Annotated in this window: 12 protein-coding genes and 1 tRNA gene; 4 read left to right on the plus strand and 9 right to left on the minus strand. The window is 66.8% G+C overall.

Annotation, left to right across the window (positions count from 1 at the left end; all coding sequences use genetic code 11):
* From CV103_RS16430 to CV103_RS16445, 4 genes are read right to left on the minus strand one after another with little or no spacing between them, the layout of a single operon-like run.
* Window positions 1–1,296 (minus strand): MFS transporter, encoded by a 1,296-nt coding sequence (locus CV103_RS16430; RefSeq protein ID WP_015459137.1) that lies wholly within the window; start codon window positions 1,294–1,296, stop codon window positions 1–3.
* Window positions 1,293–2,504 (minus strand): D-mannonate dehydratase ManD, encoded by a 1,212-nt coding sequence (gene manD, locus CV103_RS16435; RefSeq protein ID WP_107395578.1) that lies wholly within the window; start codon window positions 2,502–2,504, stop codon window positions 1,293–1,295. The genes CV103_RS16430 and manD overlap by 4 nt, the downstream gene beginning before the upstream one ends.
* A gap of 14 nt (window positions 2,505–2,518) precedes the next feature.
* The gene (locus CV103_RS16440) at window positions 2,519–4,918 is read right to left on the minus strand and encodes a glycoside hydrolase family 3 N-terminal domain-containing protein (RefSeq protein WP_107395579.1); all 2,400 of its coding nucleotides are present in this window, start codon (window positions 4,916–4,918) and stop codon (window positions 2,519–2,521) included.
* Window positions 4,915–7,305, minus strand: a complete 2,391-nt coding sequence (locus CV103_RS16445; RefSeq protein ID WP_107395580.1) for a glycoside hydrolase family 3 N-terminal domain-containing protein — start codon at window positions 7,303–7,305, stop codon at window positions 4,915–4,917. The genes CV103_RS16440 and CV103_RS16445 overlap by 4 nt, the downstream gene beginning before the upstream one ends.
* A gap of 171 nt (window positions 7,306–7,476) precedes the next feature.
* Here CV103_RS16445 and CV103_RS16450 point away from each other — a divergent pair, with 171 nt between their 5' ends.
* The 4 genes from CV103_RS16450 to xylD all read left to right on the plus strand — a co-directional run bounded on the left by CV103_RS16450 (window position 7,477) and on the right by xylD (window position 15,941).
* Window positions 7,477–9,627 (plus strand): alpha-glucuronidase family glycosyl hydrolase, encoded by a 2,151-nt coding sequence (locus CV103_RS16450; protein WP_425443891.1) that lies wholly within the window; start codon window positions 7,477–7,479, stop codon window positions 9,625–9,627.
* A gap of 165 nt (window positions 9,628–9,792) precedes the next feature.
* Window positions 9,793–12,888 (plus strand): TonB-dependent receptor, encoded by a 3,096-nt coding sequence (locus tag CV103_RS16455; protein WP_170112657.1) that lies wholly within the window; start codon window positions 9,793–9,795, stop codon window positions 12,886–12,888.
* A gap of 108 nt (window positions 12,889–12,996) precedes the next feature.
* Window positions 12,997–14,067, plus strand: coding sequence for a LacI family DNA-binding transcriptional regulator (locus CV103_RS16460; RefSeq protein WP_107395583.1), 1,071 nt, complete (start codon window positions 12,997–12,999; stop codon window positions 14,065–14,067).
* Window positions 14,068–14,165: 98 nt separating this feature from the next.
* Window positions 14,166–15,941, plus strand: coding sequence for a xylonate dehydratase XylD (gene xylD, locus CV103_RS16465; protein WP_107395584.1), 1,776 nt, complete (start codon window positions 14,166–14,168; stop codon window positions 15,939–15,941).
* A 485-nt stretch (window positions 15,942–16,426) separates the two neighbouring features.
* Here the strand turns inward: xylD and CV103_RS16470 are convergent, their stop codons facing one another.
* The 5 genes from CV103_RS16470 to CV103_RS16490 all read right to left on the minus strand — a co-directional run bounded on the left by CV103_RS16470 (window position 16,427) and on the right by CV103_RS16490 (window position 20,875).
* The gene (locus tag CV103_RS16470; RefSeq protein WP_107395585.1) at window positions 16,427–16,831 is read right to left on the minus strand and encodes a hypothetical protein; all 405 of its coding nucleotides are present in this window, start codon (window positions 16,829–16,831) and stop codon (window positions 16,427–16,429) included.
* Between the two features lie 184 nt (window positions 16,832–17,015).
* Window positions 17,016–17,091: transfer RNA gene (locus CV103_RS16475), tRNA-Lys, on the minus strand.
* Window positions 17,092–17,232: 141 nt separating this feature from the next.
* Window positions 17,233–18,333, minus strand: coding sequence for a rod shape-determining protein RodA (gene rodA, locus CV103_RS16480; RefSeq protein WP_015459213.1), 1,101 nt, complete (start codon window positions 18,331–18,333; stop codon window positions 17,233–17,235).
* Window positions 18,333–20,381 carry a penicillin-binding protein 2 gene (mrdA, locus tag CV103_RS16485; protein WP_084653427.1) on the minus strand — a complete coding sequence of 683 codons (2,049 nt, stop codon included), beginning with the start codon at window positions 20,379–20,381 and terminating at the stop codon, window positions 18,333–18,335. The genes rodA and mrdA overlap by 1 nt, the downstream gene beginning before the upstream one ends.
* Entirely contained in the window at window positions 20,378–20,875 is a 498-nt protein-coding gene (locus tag CV103_RS16490) for a rod shape-determining protein MreD (RefSeq protein ID WP_070935396.1), read from the minus strand. The genes mrdA and CV103_RS16490 overlap by 4 nt, the downstream gene beginning before the upstream one ends.
* Window positions 20,876–20,893: the final 18 nt, after the last annotated feature.

The following is a 20,893-nucleotide window of genomic DNA, read 5'->3' on the forward strand; positions in this document are numbered from 1 at the left end:
TCAGGCCTGTCGGGCGGAAAGCTTGGTGGCAGGGGCATAATGCGGATTGATCAGGTGGACCACCAGCAGCGCCACCAGATAGGCCGATCCCGAAACGATGAAGATCGGCGTGTAGGTGCCGACCGTCTCCAGCACATAGCCGGCATATTTCGACATCAGCATGCCGCCGGCCGCCCCGGCGAAGCCGCCGAGGCCGACGACGGTGCCCGCGGCCCAGCGCGGGAACAGATCGGCCGGCATCGAGAAGAGATTGCTGGAAAAGCCCTGATGGCCCGCGCAGGCCAGCCCGATCAGCGCCACGGCGATCCAGATCGACGGCGCATACATGGCGAAGGTGACGGGGGTGACGACGAGCGCGCAGGCGAGCATCGCCGTCTTGCGGGCGCGATTGGCGCTGATGCCGCGCCCCAGCAGCCGCGACGAATACCAGCCGCCCAGGATCGAGCCGACATCGGCGATGATGTAGATCGCGATCAGCGGGGGGCCGAAGCCCTTGAGATCGACGGCGTAGCGCTTGGAGAAGAAATCCGGCAGCCAGAACAGGAAGGTCCACCAGATCGGATCGATCAGGAAGCGGCCGGCCATATAGGCCCAGGCCTGCCGGCAGGCGAGCACCTGGCGGAAGCTGGCCTTGCCCTCGGTCTCGAACGGCTCCGCCTCGATATAGGCGATCTCCTCCCGCGTGATGCTCGGATGCTCGCGCGGGCGGCGGTAGAAGGCGATCCAGGCGCCGATCCAGATGAGGTTGAACAGGCCGGTGATGATGAAGGCCGATTGCCAGCCCATCGCCAGCGTGATGAGCGGCACGATCAGCGGCGTCACGATCGCGCCGACATTGGCGCCGGCGTTGAAGATGCCGATGGCCAGCGCGCGCTCCCGCTTGGGGAACCATTCGGCGGCGGCGGCGAGCGCGGCGGGATAGGTGCCGGATTCCCCCAGCGCCAGCGGGATGCGGGCAAGCGCGAAGCCGGTGGTGGTGGTGACGAGGGCGTGCGCCATATGGCCCGCCGTCCATACCGCCATCGCCAGCAGATAGCCCAGCTTGGCGCCGACCCGGTCGATCAGCCGCCCGAAGAAGAGGAAGCCGATGCCGTAGGCGGCCTGGAACCAGAAGACCACGTCGCCATAGCCGCTTTCGGACCAGCCATATTCCTGCTGCAGCGTGGGCTTCAGCACCGAAAGGACGAGGCGGTCGACATAGCTGAGCACCACCGCCGCGAAGAGCAGCGCGCAGATGATCCAGCGCACCTTGCCCTTGGGGGGCGGCGGGATGAGGGATTTGTCCACCGCGATCACCAGTTTGTCATGGTGCCGTCCTGGAGGCGGTTCACGGGGAGGTAGGCGCGCTTATATTCGTATCTGGCGGCCAGCTCCTCGTCGATGTCCACGCCCAGGCCCGGCTGGTCGCCGGGATGCATCAGGCCGTCGGCAAAGCCGTAGGCATGGGGGAAGACGGCATCGGTCTCGGCGGTGTGGCGCATATATTCCTGGATGCCGAAATTCGGCACCGACAGCCCGAAATGCAGCGCCGCCGCCATGCACACCGGCGACAGATCGGTCGCGCCATGGCAGCCGGTGCGGACATTGTGCAGGTCCGCGAAGCTCGCGATCCGCCTGAGATGGGTGAGCCCGCCGGCATGGACCACGGTGGCGCGGATATAGTCGATCAGCTGCTCCTCGATCAGCTGCTTGGCATCCCAGATCGAATTGAACACCTCGCCCACCGCCAGCGGCGTCGTGGTGTGCTGGCGGATCAGGCGGAAGTTCGCCTGGTTCTCGGCCGGGGTCGCATCCTCCAGCCAGAAGGGGCGATAAGGCTCCAGATCCTTGCCCAGCCGGCCCGCCTCGATCGGCGTCAGCCGGTGGTGGATGTCGTGGAGGAGATGCGCATCCCAGCCCAGCGCCTCGCGCGCGGCCTCGAACAACGGCGGCACCGAACGGAGATATTTCTCGCTCGACCAGACATTCTCGGTTGGCAGGTCGGCATCGGCGGGCTCGTAGAAATAACGGTCCTTCGACACGCCATAGGTGGAGGCCAGCCCCGGCACCCCCGATTGCAGGCGGATCGCCTTATAACCCTGCTCCTGGTAATGGAGCGCATTGTCGATCGTCTCCTCGATCGTCCTGCCATTGGCGTGGCCATAGACCATCACGCCCTCGCGGCTCGCGCCGCCGAGCAGCTGGTAGACCGGAAGCCCGGCGATCTTGCCCTTGATGTCCCACAGCGCGGTATCGACCGCCGCGATCGCCGGCATCGTCACCGGCCCGCGCCGCCAATAGGCGCCCTTGTAGAGGAACTGCCAGATATCCTCGATCCGGTGCGCATCCCGCCCGATCAGGCAGGGCGCGACATGATCGGCGAGGTAGGAGGCCACCGCCAGCTCGCGCCCGTTCAGGGTCGCGTCGCCCAGTCCATATATCCCCGCCTCCGTCTCGATCTTCAGCGTCACGAAATTGCGACCAGGGCTCGTCACGATAACCCGCGCAGCGGTGATCCTCGGCATCTCTTCCTGTCCTGTCAGGCGATCTCGAGGATCGCGGTTTTCAGATGTTCGCTGTCGGGGCCGGCCATGATGTCGAAGCGGCCGGGCTCGACCACCTCCTCCATCGCCTCGTTCCACAGCGCGAAGGCATCCCGGCCCAGCGTGAAGCGAAGCGTGCGCGCCTCGCCGGGGGCCAGCGTGACGCGGGCGAACTGCTTCAGTTCCTTGAGCGGGCGCGTGACCGACGATAGCTGATCGCGGACATAGATCTGCACCACCTCGTCGCCCGCGCGATCGCCGATGTTGCGCACGTCGACCTCCACGGTGACGCTGCCGTCCACGCCGATCCGCGCCGCCGAAAGGCGGGGAGCGCCGATATCGAAGCGGGTGTAGCTGAGCCCGTGACCGAAGGGGAAAAGCGGGGCCGCATCCTCGAACAGATAGCCTCGCCGCGACGATGGCTTGCGGTTGTAGAAAAGCGGAATCTGGCCCGCGTTGCGCACCACGGAAACGGGCAGCTTGGCGCCGGGATTGACGTCGCCGAACAGCGCGTCGGCCATGGCGGTGCCGCCCTCCTGCCCCGGATACCAGCAGAGCAGCATGGCATTGGCTTTGGCGGCGACGCCGGGCCAGCTTGGCGGGCGGCCGTTGATGGCGACGACGACGATCGGCTTGCCCAGCGCGTGGAGCGCATCGAACAGCGCATTCTGCTCGCCCACCAGATCCACGCTGGTACGATCGCCGAGATGGTTTTTCGCAAAGCCCTCGCGGCTGGTCTGCTCGGTATCGCCGATCGCGAGCAGGATGACGTCGGCCTTGCGGGCGATGGCGGCCGCCTCGGCGATCAGGCGATGGTTCTCCGCCGGATCGGCGAGCAGCACCTCGTCGGCCGATCGATCCTCGCTGCGGGTGATGAACACGCCCTGGGCGTGGACCACCTCCGCCTTGCCGGCCAGCTTCGCGCGCACCCCGTCCAGCAGGCTCACCGCCTGGCGCGGCGTGCTGGAATAGCCGCCCAGCCGGGCGATGGCGGCATTGGGGCCGATCACCGCCACGGTCGGATGCGCGCCCGGCTTCAGCGGCAGGGTGCCGTCGTTGCTGAGCAGGCACAGCGATTTGCGCGCGGCCTCGAGCGCGAGCGCGCGGGCCTCGGCATTGCCGGTGATGCGATCGGCGGCGGCGAAATCGGCATAGGGATTTTCGAACAGGCCGGCGCGGAACTTCAGGCTCAGCATCCGCGCGCAAGCCTCGTCGATCCGCGCCTCGGAAACCTCGCCGGCGCGGACGGCATCGACGAGGTGGCGGAAGGTCGCCCCGTCCGGCAGCTCGCTGTCCACCCCGGCATTGACCGCGATCACGCCGGCGGCGCGCACGTCCGGGGCGACATGGTGGATCGTCGCCAGCTCGTCGATGGCGGTATAGTCGCTCACGACGATGCCGCCGAACTTCCATTCGCCGCGCAGCACATCCTGCAGCAACCAGCGGTTGGCGTGGGACGGCACGCCGTCTATCTCGTTATAGGACGGCATCACGGCCTCGATCCCGGTGCGGCCGACGACCGCGCGGAAGGGCGGGAAGAAATTCTCCCGCAGCTCGCGTTCCGATATCGGCGCGGGGCCGACATTGGTGCCGCTCTGCGGCTGGCCGTGGCCGGTCATGTGCTTCAGCGTGGCGAAGACCTTGCCGGGCTTCAGCACATCGCCGTCGCCCTGGAGGCCCTGCACGGCGGCGACGCCCATCTCCCCGCAGAGATAGGGATCCTCGCCGAACGTTTCCTCGATCCGGCCCCAGCGCGGATCGCGGGCGATATCGACGACGGGCGAGAGCGCCAGGTGGACGCCGCGCGCGCGCGCCTCGCGGGCGATCACGCCTTGCACGTCCCGCATCAGATCGCGGTCGAAGCTGGCGGCCAGCGCAATCGCCTGCGGGAACATGGTGGCGTCCGTCGCCATATAGCCGTGGAGCGATTCCTCGTGGAACAGCACGGGGATGCCGAGCCGGGTCTGGGTCGTCGCCCAGCGCTGGACCGCGTTGACGAACTTCACCGTGTCCTCGGGCGTCCGCCAGCGCGCGCCGGTGCCGCCCGCGACATCGGCGACGGCCGGGCCGCCGCGCCGGTCGGACGGGCGGGTGATCTGGCCGAAGCCGGCCGGATAGGCGCGTGATGCCCGGGCGGGATCGAAATCCAGCCCGTCTTCCACCATCACGTCCTGCTTCGTCGCCCAGAGCGCGATCATCTGGGCGACCTTCTCCTCCAGCGTCATGCGGGACAGGAGATCGCGGACGCGCGCCTCGACCGGCTGCGTCGCATCCTTGTAGAGCGGGCGGCCCGCCCCGCGCGCGAAGGCGGCGGAGGAGGATGCCGCGCTCGCCGCCAGCACCGATCCCGATGCCAGCCAGCCGAGCGCCTGCCGGCGGGCGATGCCGGTGCTCACGGCTTCACCGTCAGGGTGACGGTCTTCAAGTCGACCGAATTGGGGCCGGCCATGATGTCGAACTCGCCCGGTTCGACCACGCGCTCCATCCGGTCGTTCCACATCTGGAAGCTGGCGGGCGTCAGCCTGATCTTCACGGTGCGCCGCTCGCCGGGCTGGAGGGTGACGCGCTGGAAGCCCTTGAGCTCCTTCACCGGCCGCGTGACCGAGCTTACCTTGTCGCGGACATAGACCTGCACGGTCTCGTCGCCGGCGCGGCTGCCGGTATTGGCGACGTCGACCAGCACGTCGACATCGCCGTCCGGCCGGATGGTGCCCGCCGAAAGGCGCGGCTGGCCGATATCGAAACTGGTGTAGCTCAGCCCCCAGCCGAACGGGAAAAGCGGGGCCGTGGTATCGAACAGATAGCCGCGATGGGCGCTGGGCTTATGATTGTAGAACATCGGCAGCTGGCCGACATTGCGCGGGATGGTGACGGGCAGCTTGCCGCCCGGATTGACCGTGCCGAACAGCACGTCCGCCACGGCATTGCCGCCCTGTTCGCCCAGATACCAGCCTTCGATCAGCGCGTTGGCCTGCTCCGCGATCGTCACGGTCGAAGCGGGGCGGCCGTTGATGAGGATGACGGTGATCGGCTTGCCCAGCGCCTTCAGCGCATCGAACAGCGCCTGCTGCTCGCCCACCAGGTCCAGGCTCGGGCGGTCGCCGATATGGTTGTCGGCCCAGGCCTCGCGGCTGGTCTGCTCGGTATCGCCGATGGCGAGCACGATCCGGTCCGCCTTCTTCGCCACCTCGACCGCCTCGGCGATCATGCGGCGGTTGGCGGCGGGATCGGCGAGCTTCACCTCGTCCGCCCACCAGTCGTCATTCTCGGTGATCTTCACGCCCGGTGCGAACAGGATATCGGCGCGGTTGCCCACCCGGTTCCTGATGCCTTCGAGGATCGAGACGCTGTGCGGCGGCTGGCCGTAATAGCCGCCCAGCCGCGCGACGTCGGCATTGGGGCCGATCACGGCGATGGTGGGCTTCGCCGCCAGCGACAGCGGCAGGGTGCCGTCGTTCTTGAGCAGCGTGATCGCCTGCTGCGCGGCCTTCAGCGCAAGCGCGCGGGCGGCATCGTTGTTGGTGATCGCCAGCGCCTGCCGCACGTCGGCATAGGGGTTTTCGAACAGGCCGGCGCGGAACTTCAGGTCCAGCATGCGGCGCACCGCAACGTCGACCCTGGCCTCGTCCACCCGGCCCTCGCGCACGGCCTTCACCAGCATCTTGTAGGAAAGGCCCTCGGGCAGGTCGGAATCGACGCCGGCATCGAGCGCGCGGATCGCCGCGCCTTCCAGATCGGGCGAGACATGATGCAGGCTCATCAGTTGGTCGACCGCCGAATAATCGCTGACGATCGCGCCCTTGAAGCCCCATTCGCCGCGCAGCACGTCCTGCAGCAACCAGCGGTTGGCGTGGGAGGGCACGCCGTCTATCTCGTTATAGGACGCCATCACCGCCTCGATCCCGGTGCGGCGGACCACCTGTTCGAACGGCGGGAAGAAATTCTCGCGCAGCTCGCGCACCGATATCGGCGCCGGGCCGACATTGGTGCCGCTTTCGGGCTGGCCATGGCCGGTGAGGTGCTTGAGCGTCGCGAAGACATGGCCGGCCGGCAGCAGGCGATCGGCGCCCGTGTCGCCCTGGAGGCCCTGCACGGCGGCGACGCCCATTTCGCCGACCAGATAGGGGTCCTCGCCGAACGTCTCCTCGATCCGGCCCCAGCGCGGATCGCGCGCCACGTCCACCACCGGGGAAAGCGCCAGATGCACGCCGCGCGCGCGAATTTCGCCCGCGATCACGCCGTTGATCTGGCGGATCAGACCGGGGTCCCAGGTGGAGGCGAGCGCCATCGCCTGCGGGAAGCTGGTGGCGCCGACGGCGGCATAGCCGTGCAGCCCTTCCTCATGGAACAGGATCGGGATGCCGAGCCGGGTCTGCTTCGTCGCCCAGCGCTGGAGCGCGTTGACCAGCGCGATCGTCTGCCGGACGTCGCGGCCGGGCACGACGCGCGGCGATACGGCGCCGCGCGCGTCGGACGGACGGGCGAACTGGCCGATGCCGTCCGGCCAGACGGCGGGCAGCTTCTTCGGATCGAGCTGGAGCTTGTCGTCGAAGACGGCGGTCTTGCCTTCCCAGACGGTGATGATCTGGGCGACCTTCTCCTCCAGCGTCATCCGCTTGAGCAGATCCTCGACGCGGGCCTCGACGGGCTGGGACGCATCCTTGTAGATAGGCCGGGCCGGCGCCTGCTGCGCGGCGGCGATCACGGGCGCGACGAGGGGCGTCCCGATCGCGGTGATCGCGGAAGCGCAGGCAAGCATGGCAAGGCGGGCGCTGGAACGCATTTCGTCTCCTCTCCTGTCGCGGCTATGCCGCCTGCGACGACATTGGCGCGCCGCTTTATTGATTGATAGCGCTACCATGATATAGTCCCGCAAAGCTTGTCAATGGCGGACGGCAGCCGCGACCATTTCAAAACGTGGCGCCGTGGAAAGGGAGAAGGGATGAGGAAAGGGGTGTTCGGCGCCTGCCGCGCGCTGATTCTGGCGGTCGTGGCGCTGCTGGCAAGCGGGCCGGCCCTGGCCGAGGACGGCTATGACCTCTGGCTGCGCTATCGCCCGCTCGCCGATTCGGCGCAGGCGCGCTACCGGCCGTTGGCGACGGCGATCGCCGCCCCGCAGGACGATCCCTCGATCCGCATCGCCGCAGCCGAGCTGCATCGCGGCCTTTCCGGCCTGCTGCGCGCCGACGTGCCGGCATCGGCCGACGCCATCGCGCCCGGCGCGATCCTGCTCGGCACCAGTGGGGACAGGCGGATCGCCGCGCTCGGCCTGCCGCTTTCGACGCTTGGCCGGGAAGGCTATCTGATCCGCAGCGTCCGCGTGGACGGCAAGCCGGCGACGGTGATCGCCGCCAACAGCGGCGTTGGCGTGCTCTACGGCGCCTTCCATCTGCTCCGCCTCGTCCAGACCGGCGATCCGATCGATCGGATCGACATCCGTTCGGTGCCCAAGGTGGAGCTGCGCCTGCTCAACCATTGGGACAATCTCGATCGCTCGGTGGAGCGCGGCTATGCCGGCCAGTCGATCTGGGACTGGTGGAAGCTGCCGGACATCACCAATCCCCGTTATGTCGATTATGCCCGCGCCAATGCGTCGATCGGGATCAACGGCACCGTCCTCAACAACGTCAACGCTAAGGCGGACAGCCTGACCGCGCCTTATATCGCCAAGGCGGCGAAGCTGGCGGACATTTTCCGCCCCTATGGCATCCGCGTCTATCTTTCCGCGCGCTGGTCGGCGCCGATCGAGATTGGCGGGCTCAAGACGGCCGATCCGCTCGACCCCGCCGTCGCCGCCTGGTGGAAGGCCAAGGCGGACGAGATCTATGCCGCCATCCCCGATTTCGGCGGCTTCCTGGTGAAGGCCAATTCGGAAGGCCAGCCGGGGCCGCAGGACTATCAGCGCAGCCACGCCGATGGCGCCAACATGCTGGCGGCGGCGGTGAAGCCCCATGGCGGCATCGTGATGTGGCGCGCCTTCGTCTATGCGCATGAAAATCCCGACGATCGCGCCAGGCAGGCCTATGACGAGTTCAAGCCGCTGGACGGCAGGTTCGCCGACAATGTGATCGTGCAGGTGAAGAACGGTGCGATCGATTTCCAGCCGCGCGAACCCTTCCATCCGCTGTTCGGCGCGATGCCCAAGACGCCGCTGATGATGGAATTCCAGATCACCAAGGAATATCTCGGCTTCGCCACCCACCTCGTCTATCTCGGCGCGCTGTTCGAGGAGACGCTGGCGAGCGACACCTTCGCCAAAGGCAAGGGATCGACCGTCGCCCGCGTGATCGATGGATCGCTGGAAGGCCATGCGCGGACCGGCATGGCCGGCGTCGCCAATATCGGCGTCGATCGCGACTGGACGGGATCGCAGTTCGATCAGGCCAATTGGTATGCCTTCGGCCGGCTCGCCTGGGACCCGGAGGCCTCGGCCAGAAGGATCGCGGCGGACTGGGCGGGAATGACCTTCTCCACCGATCCCGCCTTCGTCGCGCCGGTGGTCGACATGATGATGCGTTCGCGCGAGGCGGTGGTCGATTATATGACGCCGCTGGGCCTGCACCACCTGATGGCGACCGGCCATCACTACGGCCCCGGCCCCTGGGTCGACGATCTCGAGCGGCCCGACTGGAACCCGGTCTATTATCACAGGGCCGATGCCCAGGGGATCGGCTTCGACCGGACGAAGACGGGCAGCAACGCCGTCGCCCAATATGCGCCGCCGGTGGCGCGGCAGCTCGGCGATATCCGCACCGTGCCGGAACGCGATCTGCTGTGGTTCCACCATGTGCGCTGGGATCACCGCATGGCATCAGGCCGCATTTTGTGGGACGAGCTTGTTACCCGTTATGATCGCGGCGTTGCCGAGGTCGCGGCGATGCGGGCGCGCTGGGCGACGCTAGCACCTTATGTGGATGCCGATCGCCACGCCGACGTGATGCGCTTCCTGGCGGTGCAGGCGCGGGAGGCGCAGTGGTGGCGCGATGCCTCGATCGCCTATTTCGCCACCTTCGCCCGGCGGCCGCTGCCGGCGGGATCGCCGCCGCCGGCGCATGATCTGGACTATTACAAGGCGCTGCGTTTTCCTTACGCGCCGGGAAATTGAGCGCTAACATACTTTGAAATAGCGCGGAATTATTCGCGGAAAGACCGATTGACACGTCCTGAGAAATGGACGTAGGTTGTGAAATGTGAGCGCTACCAAACAGGGGTGTGGCGCCCCGCGGATCAGCCCATGTGAGGCCGGCCGCGGTTGGGAGAGGGGAGTGACATGTCTACCGAATCACAGACTCGCTTTGCCGTGCGTCGGCTGGCCCTGCTGGGCGCGACGATCCTGGCGGGGCATTGCGTTCCCGCTTTCGCGCAGGATACTTCGCCGGCGACGGCCGCCAATGTGTCCAACGAGGACATCATCGTCACCGGCTATCGCGCCAGCCTTCTGAGCTCGACCAACGCCAAGCGCGACGCCATCGGCTTCACCGATTCCGTCTTCGCCGAAGATATCGGCAAGTTCCCGGATACGAACATCGCCGAATCCTTCAACCGCATCCCCGGCATCACCATCGTCCGCGACACTTCCGGCGAGGGCCTGAACGTCGCGATCCGCGGCCTCGGCACCAATTTCACCAAGGTACTGCTGAACGGCGCGCCGGTGGCGGTGGCATCCAGCGGCCGCATGGATTCGCAGAACACCAACCGCGAAGTCGATCTGGACATGTTCCCGACGGAGCTGTTCACCCAGCTCACCGTCAGCAAGACGCCCACGGCCGAGCAGGTCGAAGGCGGCGCCGCCGGCACCGTCGACATGCGCAGCGCGCGGCCGTTCGACAAGCCTGGCACGCGGATCGCCTATTCGCTGCAGGGCACCAAGAACAGCGCGGCGGACGGCTGGGGCCAGCGCGGCTCGCTGCTCGCCAGCACCACCTTCGGCGATTTCGGCGTGATCGCCGGCGTCACCGGCGTGCGCAACAAGGTGAACACCAAGGGCTTCGAGACGATCGGCTGGACGAATGCCAATCTATCGGCCGCGCAATGCGGTGCCGCCACGGGCTGCAACAATACTGGTGGCGGCAACTGGTCGATCCCCGGCACGGTGCCCAGCAATGCCGGCAACGGCCTGACGGCCGGCGAGACGATCGACAAGCAGTGGCTGCTCGATCACAATCCCGGCCTCACCATCCAGCAGATCGACAACGCCCTGCTGCCGCGCCTCGGCCGCCCGTCCGAGACGTTCGGCACCAAGAAGCGCTACAATGCGATCTTCGGCCTGCAATATAAGCCGAGCGACGATCTCAATATCTATGTCGACTCGCTATATGGGCGGAAGAAGAACAACCTCCAGCGCATCGACATGAACTGGGTCGTCCGCAGCGGCGCGCCGATCCCGATCAACATGCAGGTCGATCGCGACGATTGCGGCGGCGGTTGCGTCGTCACCGACGGCACCTTCGCCAATTCGCAATTCTTCCTGGAATATCGTCCCTTCATCGAGGACACGAAATTCTGGGGCGTCAATCCCGGCATCGAATGGCAGGCGACCGACACCATCAAGGTCGACCTCCAGGGCAATTGGACGGAAAGCCGCTTCCATCGTGAATCGCCGTCGGTGGTGCTGAGCACGGCCGCGAATTCCGGCCTGACCGTCGATTACAGCAATGACGGCGGCATCCCCAACATCGCCTCCAATGTCGACCTGAACGATCCGGCCAATTTCGGCTGGTTCCCCGGCAGCCGCGTCAACGTGCAGGACGAACGCCGCCTGACCAAGACCAAGGGCATTCGCGGCAACCTGACCTGGGGGGATGCGCGCCTGAACCTGCGGGTCGGCGGCGCCTATGACGATGTGTCGCGCCGCATCCGTGCCTATGACAACAGCCAAGCCTGGCAGAATGCGGCTTGCGGCGGCAATCCCAATGTCTTCCTGCTTTCGCCGAACAGCCAGCCGGCCTGCGAGGGCCTGACCTCCGTCACGCCGGGCCAGCCGGGCTATCCCAGCTATCCGGCGCTGGGCACGGGCTATTCCAGCGGGATCACCACGCCGCTGGTCTATCAGGGGTCGCTGATCCCCAACAGCGCGGTCGCATCCTATCTGCGCCCCGGCCCCGGCTTCGTGACGCTGGACTGGAAGAAGTTCGCCGGCGCTTCCAACTATGATTATTTCCACGACAATGCGCCCGAGGCCGGTGCCGCCAATACCGGCGCCAGCGGCGGCTATGTCCGCGAGAAGACGACCGGCGCCTATGCCGAGGTGAACGGCGACATCGACCTGGCCGGCAACCCGCTGCGCTTCAACATCGGTATCCGCTACGCCCACACCGATCAGACGATCGGCGGCCAGGTGTCGCTTGCCGATCCGCGCAATCCGCCGGCGCCGCCTTCGGGGCCGAATCCGGCCGACGGCTCGCTCTACCCGAACGTCATCAATTTCGTGGAGACGCAGAACAGCTACGACAACTGGCTGCCTTCGGCGAGCGCGGCCTATAATGTCGCGGACAATGCGGTGGTCCGCGTCTCGCTTTCCAAGACGATGACGCGGCCCGATCCGAACGCGATGCTGCCGGGCGTGAACTTCAGCACCCCGTCCGCCGATCAGGCGACGATCGGCAATCCGGCGCTGAAGCCCTTCATCTCGAAGAATATCGATCTGGGCTTCGAATATTATACCGGCGGCGCCGGCTATGTGAGCTTCGCGGCGTTCCGCAAGTCGATCAAGGGCTTCACCCAGACCGGCTTCAACACCGTCGCCTTCACCGATCTGGCGGCCTACGGCATCACCTACGATACGCTGACGCCTTCGCAGCAGCAGGCGATCGACGCCCGCGGCGGGCCGGGCCAGGCCGATGTCGTGGTGCAGCAGCAGGTGAACGCCACCGGCACGCTGACCGTTAACGGCCTGGAGTTCAACTGGGTCCAGCCGCTCGATTTCCTGCTGGATCGCTATCTGGGCGTGAAGGGCTTCGGCTTCACCGCCAACGCCACCATCATCGACCAGAAGGGCACGGGTGCTGCGCCGGCGGTGGCGCTGGGCGTCGCCAAATATGCCTATAACCTGACGGCCTATTACGAGAATGGCGGCTTCATGGCGCGCCTGTCGACCACCTACAACAAGGGCTCGCAAAGCTCGCTGGGCGGCCAGAACGGCATTTCGGCCGCGGCGCTGTTCTCCGACAGCTACCAGCAGTGGGATTTCTCCTCGAGCGTCGATCTGGAGAAGGTGTTCGGCCTCAACCACGGTCCGCAGCTCACCTTCGACGTGGTGAACATCTTCAACGCGAAGCAGCGCAGCTACTTCCAGTTCGAAAACGCCACCTTCACGCAGTACAAGCCGGGAACCCAGTTCCTGATCGGCCTGCGCGGAACCTTCTGATTTCCCCACCCTCGGCGGCCGGCAGCGATGTCGGCCGCCTCTTTCCCTGGCCGGTAGCGGCAGGCCCGCCGGTTGCTGTAAGGCAATCGTAACAGGTGGGAGAACCAGATGGCCAATAAGGTTTCACGACGGCAGGGCGGCGCCCCCACGATCGCGGACGTCGCGCGGGAGGCCGGCGTGTCGCCGATGACGGTGTCGCGCGTCATCAACGGCGAAAAGAACGTGCGGGAGGCCACCCGCGAGGCGGTGAACGCGGCGATCGCCGCGCTGAACTATGCCCCCAATCCCGCGGCGCGCAGCCTGGCGGGCGCGGACCAGATCCGCATCGGCCTGCTCTACAGCAACCCGTCCTCCGCCTATCTCAGCGAATTCCTCGTCGGCGGCCTCGATCAGGCCAGCCGCCGCAACGTGCAGCTCGTGGTCGAGAAATGCGATCTCGACCGGCATGAGGTGGAGGTGGCCCAGCGGCTGGTCGCCAGCGGGATAGACGGGATCATCCTGCCGCCGCCGCTCTGCGATTCCCAGGCGGTGCTGAAGGTGCTCGCCGATGCCTGCACGCCCGCCGTCGCCGTCGCCACCGGTCGCGTGGCCGATAACGTATCCGCCGTCAGCATCGACGATTTTGAGGCGGCTTTCGCGATGACGCGCCATATTGTGTCGCTCGGCCATCGCCGCGTCGGCTTCATCATCGGCAATCCCAACCAGACCGCCAGCGGCCGCCGCCTCGAAGGCTATCGCGCGGCGCTGGAGGCGGCGGGCCTGCCCCTTGCCGACGAGCTGATCACCCAGGGCCTCTTCACCTACCGATCGGGCCTGGACGCGGCCGAGCGGCTGCTGGAGCTGGCCGAGCCGCCATCGGCGATCTTCGCCAGCAATGACGACATGGCGGCCGCCACGGTGGCGGTGGCGCACCGCCGCGGCCTGGACGTTCCGGGCGACCTCACCGTCTGCGGGTTCGACGATACCGCGCTGGCGACGACGATCTGGCCGGAACTGACCACCATCCACCAGCCCATCACCGACATGTCGCGCGCGGCGGTGGAATTGCTGGTGGACGAGATCAAGCGCCGGCGCGGCGGCGAAGGCGAGAAGCACCGTCGCATGCTGCTGGATTTCACGCTGGTGCGCCGCCAGTCCGATGCCGCGCCGCGCCGCCGACCGACGTTCAGCATGGCGTGAAGCCTTGACGGCCATGGGGTCTATGGTAACGCTACCATAGAGAGGAATTCCGGGCGCGGCGACGGGCTGCCGCCGGCCGGACATGCAGGAGAGGTTCCGTGCCGCGCACCCCCGTTCGCCCCTTCCGCTCGCGCGACTGGTTCGCCGATCCCGCCCGATCGGACATGACGGCGCTCTATCTCGAACGCTTCATGAACTACGGGATCACGCCGGAGGAGCTGCGCTCCGGCCGGCCGATCATCGGCATCGCCCAGACGGGCAGCGATCTCTCCCCCTGCAACCGCATCCACCTCGATCTCGCGCGCCGGGTGCGGGACGGGATTCGCGATGCCGGCGGGATTCCGATGGAGTTCCCGGTCCATCCGATCTTCGAAAATTGCCGCCGGCCCACCGCCGCGCTCGATCGCAACCTCGCTTATCTCGGGCTGGTCGAGATACTTTACGGCTATCCCATCGATGCCGTGGTGCTGACCACGGGTTGCGACAAGACGACGCCTTCGGGGATCATGGCGGCTTCCACCGTCGATATTCCCGCCATCGTCCTTTCCGGCGGGCCGATGCTGGATGGCTGGCACGAAGGCGAGCTGGTCGGTTCCGGCACCGTCATCTGGCGCAGCCGCCGCAAGCTTGCCGCCGGCGAGATCGACGAGGAGGAATTCCTCAACCGCGCGTGCGACAGCGCGCCCTCCGCCGGCCATTGCAACACCATGGGCACGGCATCGACGATGAACGCGGTGGCCGAGGCGCTGGGCCTGTCGCTCACCGGCTGCGCGGCGATCCCCGCGCCCTATCGCGAACGCGGCCAGATCGCCTATGAAACCGGGCGCCGCATCGTCGACATGGCCTATGAGGATCTGCGCCCGTCGCGCATCCTGACGCGCCGGAGCTTCCTCAACGCCATTGCCGTGGTCAGCGCCGCCGGCGGCTCCAGCAATGCCCAGCCGCACATCCAGGCGATGGCCCGCCATGCCGGCGTCGAGATCGGCCCGGACGACTGGAGCGCGGCCTATGATCTGCCGCTGATCGTCAACATGCAGCCGGCCGGCAAATATCTCGGCGAACGTTTCCACCGTGCGGGCGGCGTGCCGGCGGTGATGTGGGAGCTGCTGGGCGCCGGGCGCCTCGACGGCGATTGCCTCACCGTCACCGGCCGCAGCGTGGCCGACAATCTGGCCGGCCGCGAGGCTTCGGACCGGGAGGTGATCCGCCCCTTCGCCGATCCGCTGATGGATCGCGCGGGCTTCCTCGTGCTCAAGGGCAATCTGTTCGATTTCGCGATCATGAAGACCAGCGTGATCTCCGATGCCTTCCGCCAGCGCTACCTCAGCCGGCCGGGGCAGGAAGGCGTGTTCGAGGCGCGGGCGATCGTGTTCGACGGATCGGACGATTATCACCACCGCATCAACGATCCGGCGCTCGATATCGACGAAAACTGCATCCTCGTCATCCGCGGCTCAGGCCCGATCGGCTGGCCGGGCTCGGCCGAGGTGGTCAACATGCAGCCGCCCGACGCGCTGATCCGCAAGGGTATCCTGGCGCTGCCCACGCTGGGCGACGGCCGCCAGTCCGGCACGTCGGACAGCCCGTCCATCCTCAACGCCTCGCCGGAAAGCGCGGCCGGTGGCGGGCTGGCCTGGCTGCGCACCGGCGACATCCTCAGGATCGATCTCAACGATGGCACCTGCGACGCGCTGGTCGACGCGGCCGAAATCGCCCACCGCAAGGCCGAAACCCCGCCGCCCGTGCCGGCCAGCCACACCCCCTGGGAAGAACTCTACCGCGAAAAGACCGGCCAGCTGGCCGACGGCGCCGTCCTGGAATTCGCGGTGAAATACCGTGCCGTGGCGGACAAGACGCCGCGGCATAATCACTGAGGGCGATATGGCGGCCGTCGGTGCCCTGCGTCGCTGGGAGCAGGACGGAGTGGCGCACATGCTCGCTGACGGTGCCCCCGCATGGCTACTAGTGTGGCACGAGCAGCAGCGTCAGCCGCGCCCGGCACCAGTGCCTAAACATCTACCGCCGAAGCCAGCGGATGGACTGCACGTCCCGCTCCGTATGCGCGGGCAGGCTGCTGCCGTCGGTATCATAGAACCCGAACCGTGGTCGTTCGACGGATGCAGCCCCAGGAGCCTGTGATGGACGAAGATCATTCGTGCAGTGGTTCGGGTCGTTCGACGCATGGGTTGAGCAGGAGGTTCTGCCGGGGGTTGAGAGCGGAGCGCTGGGCGCTGACGACATGGTTGAGCTTGTCGCTGCCTTGCGGGCTTGGGAAACCGAGGGGTATGGAATGCTCGCTGACGGTGCGCCCGCGTGGCTGGTAGCATGGCGCGAGCGGGACCATCAGCCTTTACCGTCGTCAGCGCCCAAGGGTTTCGAGGATGAGCCTGTTATACTCGGCGTTAGCCTTCGCATACCGATCTGACCCATCGAAGGTCTTTTGCTCGCGCCGGGTTTCCGTGAGGGCACAGTTCTTGAGGATATAGTTTGCAACAAAGGTCGTGTAGACGCCCGACTTCTCGGTGATCCATGTCACATAGCCAAAGGTGCTGGCAGACTTCACAAACGACCAACCCACGAGATTCCCGCCGACCCGCTGCACAAGCTCAGGTGTCGTGGAATCCGCATTGATGGTTTCGCACTTGCGGTTCATCTCGTCCTTATCCGCGAGAACGTGGACCATGACGTTCGCGGGCGTGACCACATACTCCACGGTATAAGTTTGTTGCGCGCTCACCGAACTTCCAATGGTGAGAAGCGTCATTGCGATGCACTTGCCAATCGGTTTCACAAGCTGCCCCCTTATCCCTGCGATTCATACTGTTGGCGGAAGCCATGCAGCTCGGCAACCCCAACGGCGCGGCTAGAAATACGCTAGAAAGCAAATCGTAAGCAGCTTTTGGAGCTGACCTCAAGCTGGGTAAGTTGCTGTATTTGCTAGGGAAATTTGGTGGACGCACTAGGGCTCGAACCTAGGACCCGCTGATTAAGAGTCAGCTGCTCTACCAACTGAGCTATGCGTCCATCCCGTTGGAGACTGAATGTCTCGAAGCGAGGCGCGCCCTTTGCCCCAGGGCGGGCGCCTTGTAAACACCCTTTGGCAGATTTTTTTGCATTGCCGCAGGCGTGGGGTGGTCGGGGCCTCGGGCGGGGGTGGCGATTGTCTTAGCGGCCGGCCTTTTCGGCGCGGTCGATCGCCATCAGCAGGCCCAGGCAGAGCATCACCGTCATCACCGCCGATCCGCCGAAGGAGACCAGCGGCAGCGGGATGCCCACGACTGGGGCGAGGCCCATCACCATCGAAAGGTTGATGGCGACGTAGAAGAAGATCGTCATCGAAAGGCCGCCGGCCGCCAGCCGGCCGAAGCGGCTGCGCGCGCGGAGCGCCACGCGGACGCCCCAGTTCACCACCAGCAGGAAGGCGACGATGATGAACAGCCCGCCGGCCAGCCCCCATTCCTCCGCCATCGTCGCGAAGACGAAGTCGGTATGGCCTTCGGGCAGGTAATCGAGATGGCTCTGGGTGCCGTTCAGGAAACCCTTGCCGAAGATACCCCCCGATCCGATCGCGATCTTCGACTGGCTGATATGATAGCCGGTGCCGAGCGGATCGCTTTCGGGATCGAGGAAGATCAGCACGCGGTTGCGCTGATATTCGTGGAGCGAGAAGAAGATGATGGGCAGCGCCGCCAGGAAGGCCGCGCCCGCGCCGATATAGAGGCGCAGCGGCAGCCCGGCGAGGAAGGTCACGACCACGCCGCCCGCCAGGATCATCGTGGCGGTGCCGAGATCGGGCTGGACGAGCACCAGCGCGAAGGGAACGCCGATCAGCGCGGCGGCCGGCCAGATCGCGCTGAAGCGGCGTATCTCGCCCGCCGGCAGCAGATCGTAGAAGCGCGCGAGCACCAGCACGATCGCCGGCTTCATCAGCTCCGACGGCTGGAGGCGGATGAAGCCGAGGTCGAGCCATCGCTGGCTGCCGCCGCCGACGAAGCCGAATATCTCCACGATCACCAGCGCCGCGACGATGATCGCATAGGCCGGGAAGGCGGCCGCCTTGATCTGGTCCTCGCGCACGCGGGACAGCAGGATGGCGCCGAACAGGAAGGCGCAGAAACGGATCCCCTGGGAAAGCGCCCAAGGCTTCAGGCTGCCGCCGGCGGCCGAATAGAGGACGACGAGGCCGAAGCCGCCGATGGCGATCACCGTGGCGATCAGCCGCCACGGCAGCATGGCGAGCGGGGCCGGGACGAGCGGATCGCGCATCAGTCCGTCTCGACCGGTTCGTTGCCGACGGCGTCGGCGGCGGGCGCGGCCGCTCCGTTGTTCGCGGCCGGCGCAGGGGCGGCCGCGTTCGATGCGGCGGATGCCGGCGCCGGGGCGGGCGGAGCCGCGGGCGCCGGCTTCTCGCGATTGGCCCATTCGGCGGCTTCGCGGGCCATGCGCGTCTCGATATCGCCGCCCCAGCCTTCCTCCATCTTCTCCAGCGTCGCCAGCGCCTTCGCCGGATCGTAGAGATAGGTCATCACGTCGCGCGCGATGGGGGCGGCCACGGCCGATCCGCCGATGCCATGTTCGATCACCACGGCGGCGGCGTAGCGCGGATTTTCAACGGGCGCGAAGCCGATGAACAAGGCGTGGTCGCGATATTTCCACGGCACGCCCTCGCCGCCGAACTTGCCGCCGCGCGCGCGCTCGGCGGCGGTGATGTTGCGGACCTGGGCGGTGCCCGTCTTGCCGGCCATCTGCACGTTGGCGATCGGCAGGCGCGACCGGCCGGCGGTGCCGGGGCCGTTCACCACGTCGCTCATCGCCGATCGGATGAAGGCGAGATGTTCGGGGTCCACGTCCAGCGCCTCGCCGCCCTTCAGCGGGCTGCGCGCGAGCAGGCGCGGCATCAGCGCCCGGCCCGATGCGATCCGCGCGGACATGATGGCGAGCTGGAGCGGGTTGGACAGCATATAGCCCTGCCCGATCGTGGCGTTCACCGTGTCATAGGTGTTCCAGCCGGTCTTGTAGCGGCGCTGCTTCCACGCGGTATCCGGCACGGTGCCGTAACGCTGCGAGGCGACGGGCAAAGGGAATTCCTCCCCCAGGCCCAGCTGGCGCATCATCGTGGCGATGGCATCGATGCCGATCGTCTGGGAATAATGGTAGAAGAAGACGTCGCAGCTCTGGTGGATGGCGCGGCGCATGTCGACATGGCCGTGGCCGCCGCGCTTGTGGCAGTGGAACAGGCGGTTGCCGAGCCGGTAGGCGCCCGTGCACACCACCGATTCCTCCGGCCGCTGCCCGGCGCGCAGCAAGGCCAGCGCCACCGCCGGCTTCACCGTCGATCCGGGAGGATAGAGACCCTGCAGCGTCTTGTTGAGCAGCGGCAGGTGATCGTTGGCGTTCAGCATCGCATATTCGGAATGGCTGATGCCGTCGGAAAAGCTGTTGGGATCGTAGGACGGCATGGAGGCCATGCACAACAGGTCGCCGGTATGGCAGTCGACCACCACCACCGATCCGCTGTTGGTGCCGATGCGCCGCGACGCATAGGTCTGCAGCCCCGCGTCGATCGACAGGCGCAGCGTGCCGCCCGCCACGTCCGACCGGGTATCGAGATCGCGGACCAGCTTGCCGCGCGCCGTCACCTCGCTGCGCCGGGCGCCGGGCTTGCCGCGCAGCACCGGCTCCATCACCTTTTCCAGCCCCTCCTTGCCGATCTTGAAGCCCGGCGCGATCAGCAGGGGATCCCGGTTCTTCTCATAATCCTTGGCGGAGGCCGCGCCGACATAGCCGACGAGGTGGCCGACGGCGGCGCCGGCCGGATAATAACGGGTATAGCCGCGCGCGGGCGCCACGCCCGGCAGCTCGCTCTGGCGGACGCTGACGGCGGCGAAATGCTCGTAATCGATCTTCTCGGCCACCTGCACCGGGCGGAAGCCGGCGGCGTCCTTCAGGTCCTCGCGGATGCGGTCCACCTCCTCCTCCGGCAGGGCGAGCAGGCGGGCGAGTTCGGCGAGCACGCGCTCCTCGTCCTTCAGCTGATCGGGGATGATGTCGACGCGGAAATCGGTGCGGTTGATCGCGATCGGCTGGCCGTTGCGGTCGATGATCCAGCCACGCCGGGGGGGGATGAGGATGAGCTGGACGCGATTATCCTCCGCCATCAGGCGATAGCGTTCGTTCTCCGCGATCGAAAGCCAGCCCATCCGCGCGGCGAGTATCGCGCCGATGCCGATCTGCGCGCCCCCCAGCACCATCGCCCGCCGGGTGAAGGTGAGGAGCTGCTGCTGTTCGGTGACGATGCGGCGGCCGCGCTTCACCGGAGCCGCCAGCGGTCCAGCGCCGCGCACAGGCGCATGGCAGCCGGGAAAAGAAGGATGGTGATGATCGTCTGCGGCACGATCGCGAGCAAATGGCCTCCGCCGGTGGTGAATGCGACAAGGCCGACGCCGCCCGCCAGGCAGAAGATGATCGCCGCCGCCGCCGTCAGCCAGTCCATCCAGTAATCGCGCCACACCGCGCGATTGTCCATCATGTCGAACGCCACGAACACGATGGTCCAGAGCGCCATGGCGGAACCGAGCGGCTGGCCGCTGAACAGATCGTCGAACAGCCCCAGCGGCAGCGCGATCCAGCTGGGCCACATCTCCGGACGGAGCAGCCGCCAGCCGAGCAGCATCAGCAGGCCGAAGGGCGGCAGCAGCGGCCAATCGGCGACGATCGGCAGCAGCGTGACCAGCGACCCCGCCAGCACCGTGGCGATCGGCACCCAGCGGGCGCGGCGCGGCAGCAGGACGATATCGTCATCGTCCATGCCGACGACGCGGGGGCG

The sequence above is a fragment of the Edaphosphingomonas fennica genome, assembly GCF_003034225.1.
In the GTDB taxonomy this organism is placed as follows: domain Bacteria; phylum Pseudomonadota; class Alphaproteobacteria; order Sphingomonadales; family Sphingomonadaceae; genus Sphingomonas_E; species Sphingomonas_E fennica.

Bases quoted from the DNA above. Each gene is read 5' to 3' on its own strand.
- manD (WP_107395578.1), bottom strand. From the start codon at position 2,504: ATGCCGAGGATCACCGCTGCGCGGGTTATCGTGACGAGCCCTGGTCGC.
- CV103_RS16445 (WP_107395580.1), bottom strand. From the start codon at position 7,305: ATGCGTTCCAGCGCCCGCCTTGCCATGCTTGCCTGCGCTTCCGCGATC.
- CV103_RS16455 (WP_170112657.1), top strand. From the start codon at position 9,793: ATGTCTACCGAATCACAGACTCGCTTTGCCGTGCGTCGGCTGGCCCTG.
- CV103_RS16460 (WP_107395583.1), top strand. From the start codon at position 12,997: ATGGCCAATAAGGTTTCACGACGGCAGGGCGGCGCCCCCACGATCGCG.
- CV103_RS16470 (WP_107395585.1), bottom strand. From the start codon at position 16,831: ATGACGCTTCTCACCATTGGAAGTTCGGTGAGCGCGCAACAAACTTAT.
- rodA (WP_015459213.1), bottom strand. From the start codon at position 18,333: ATGCGCGATCCGCTCGTCCCGGCCCCGCTCGCCATGCTGCCGTGGCGG.
- CV103_RS16490 (WP_070935396.1), bottom strand. From the start codon at position 20,875: ATGGACGATGACGATATCGTCCTGCTGCCGCGCCGCGCCCGCTGGGTG.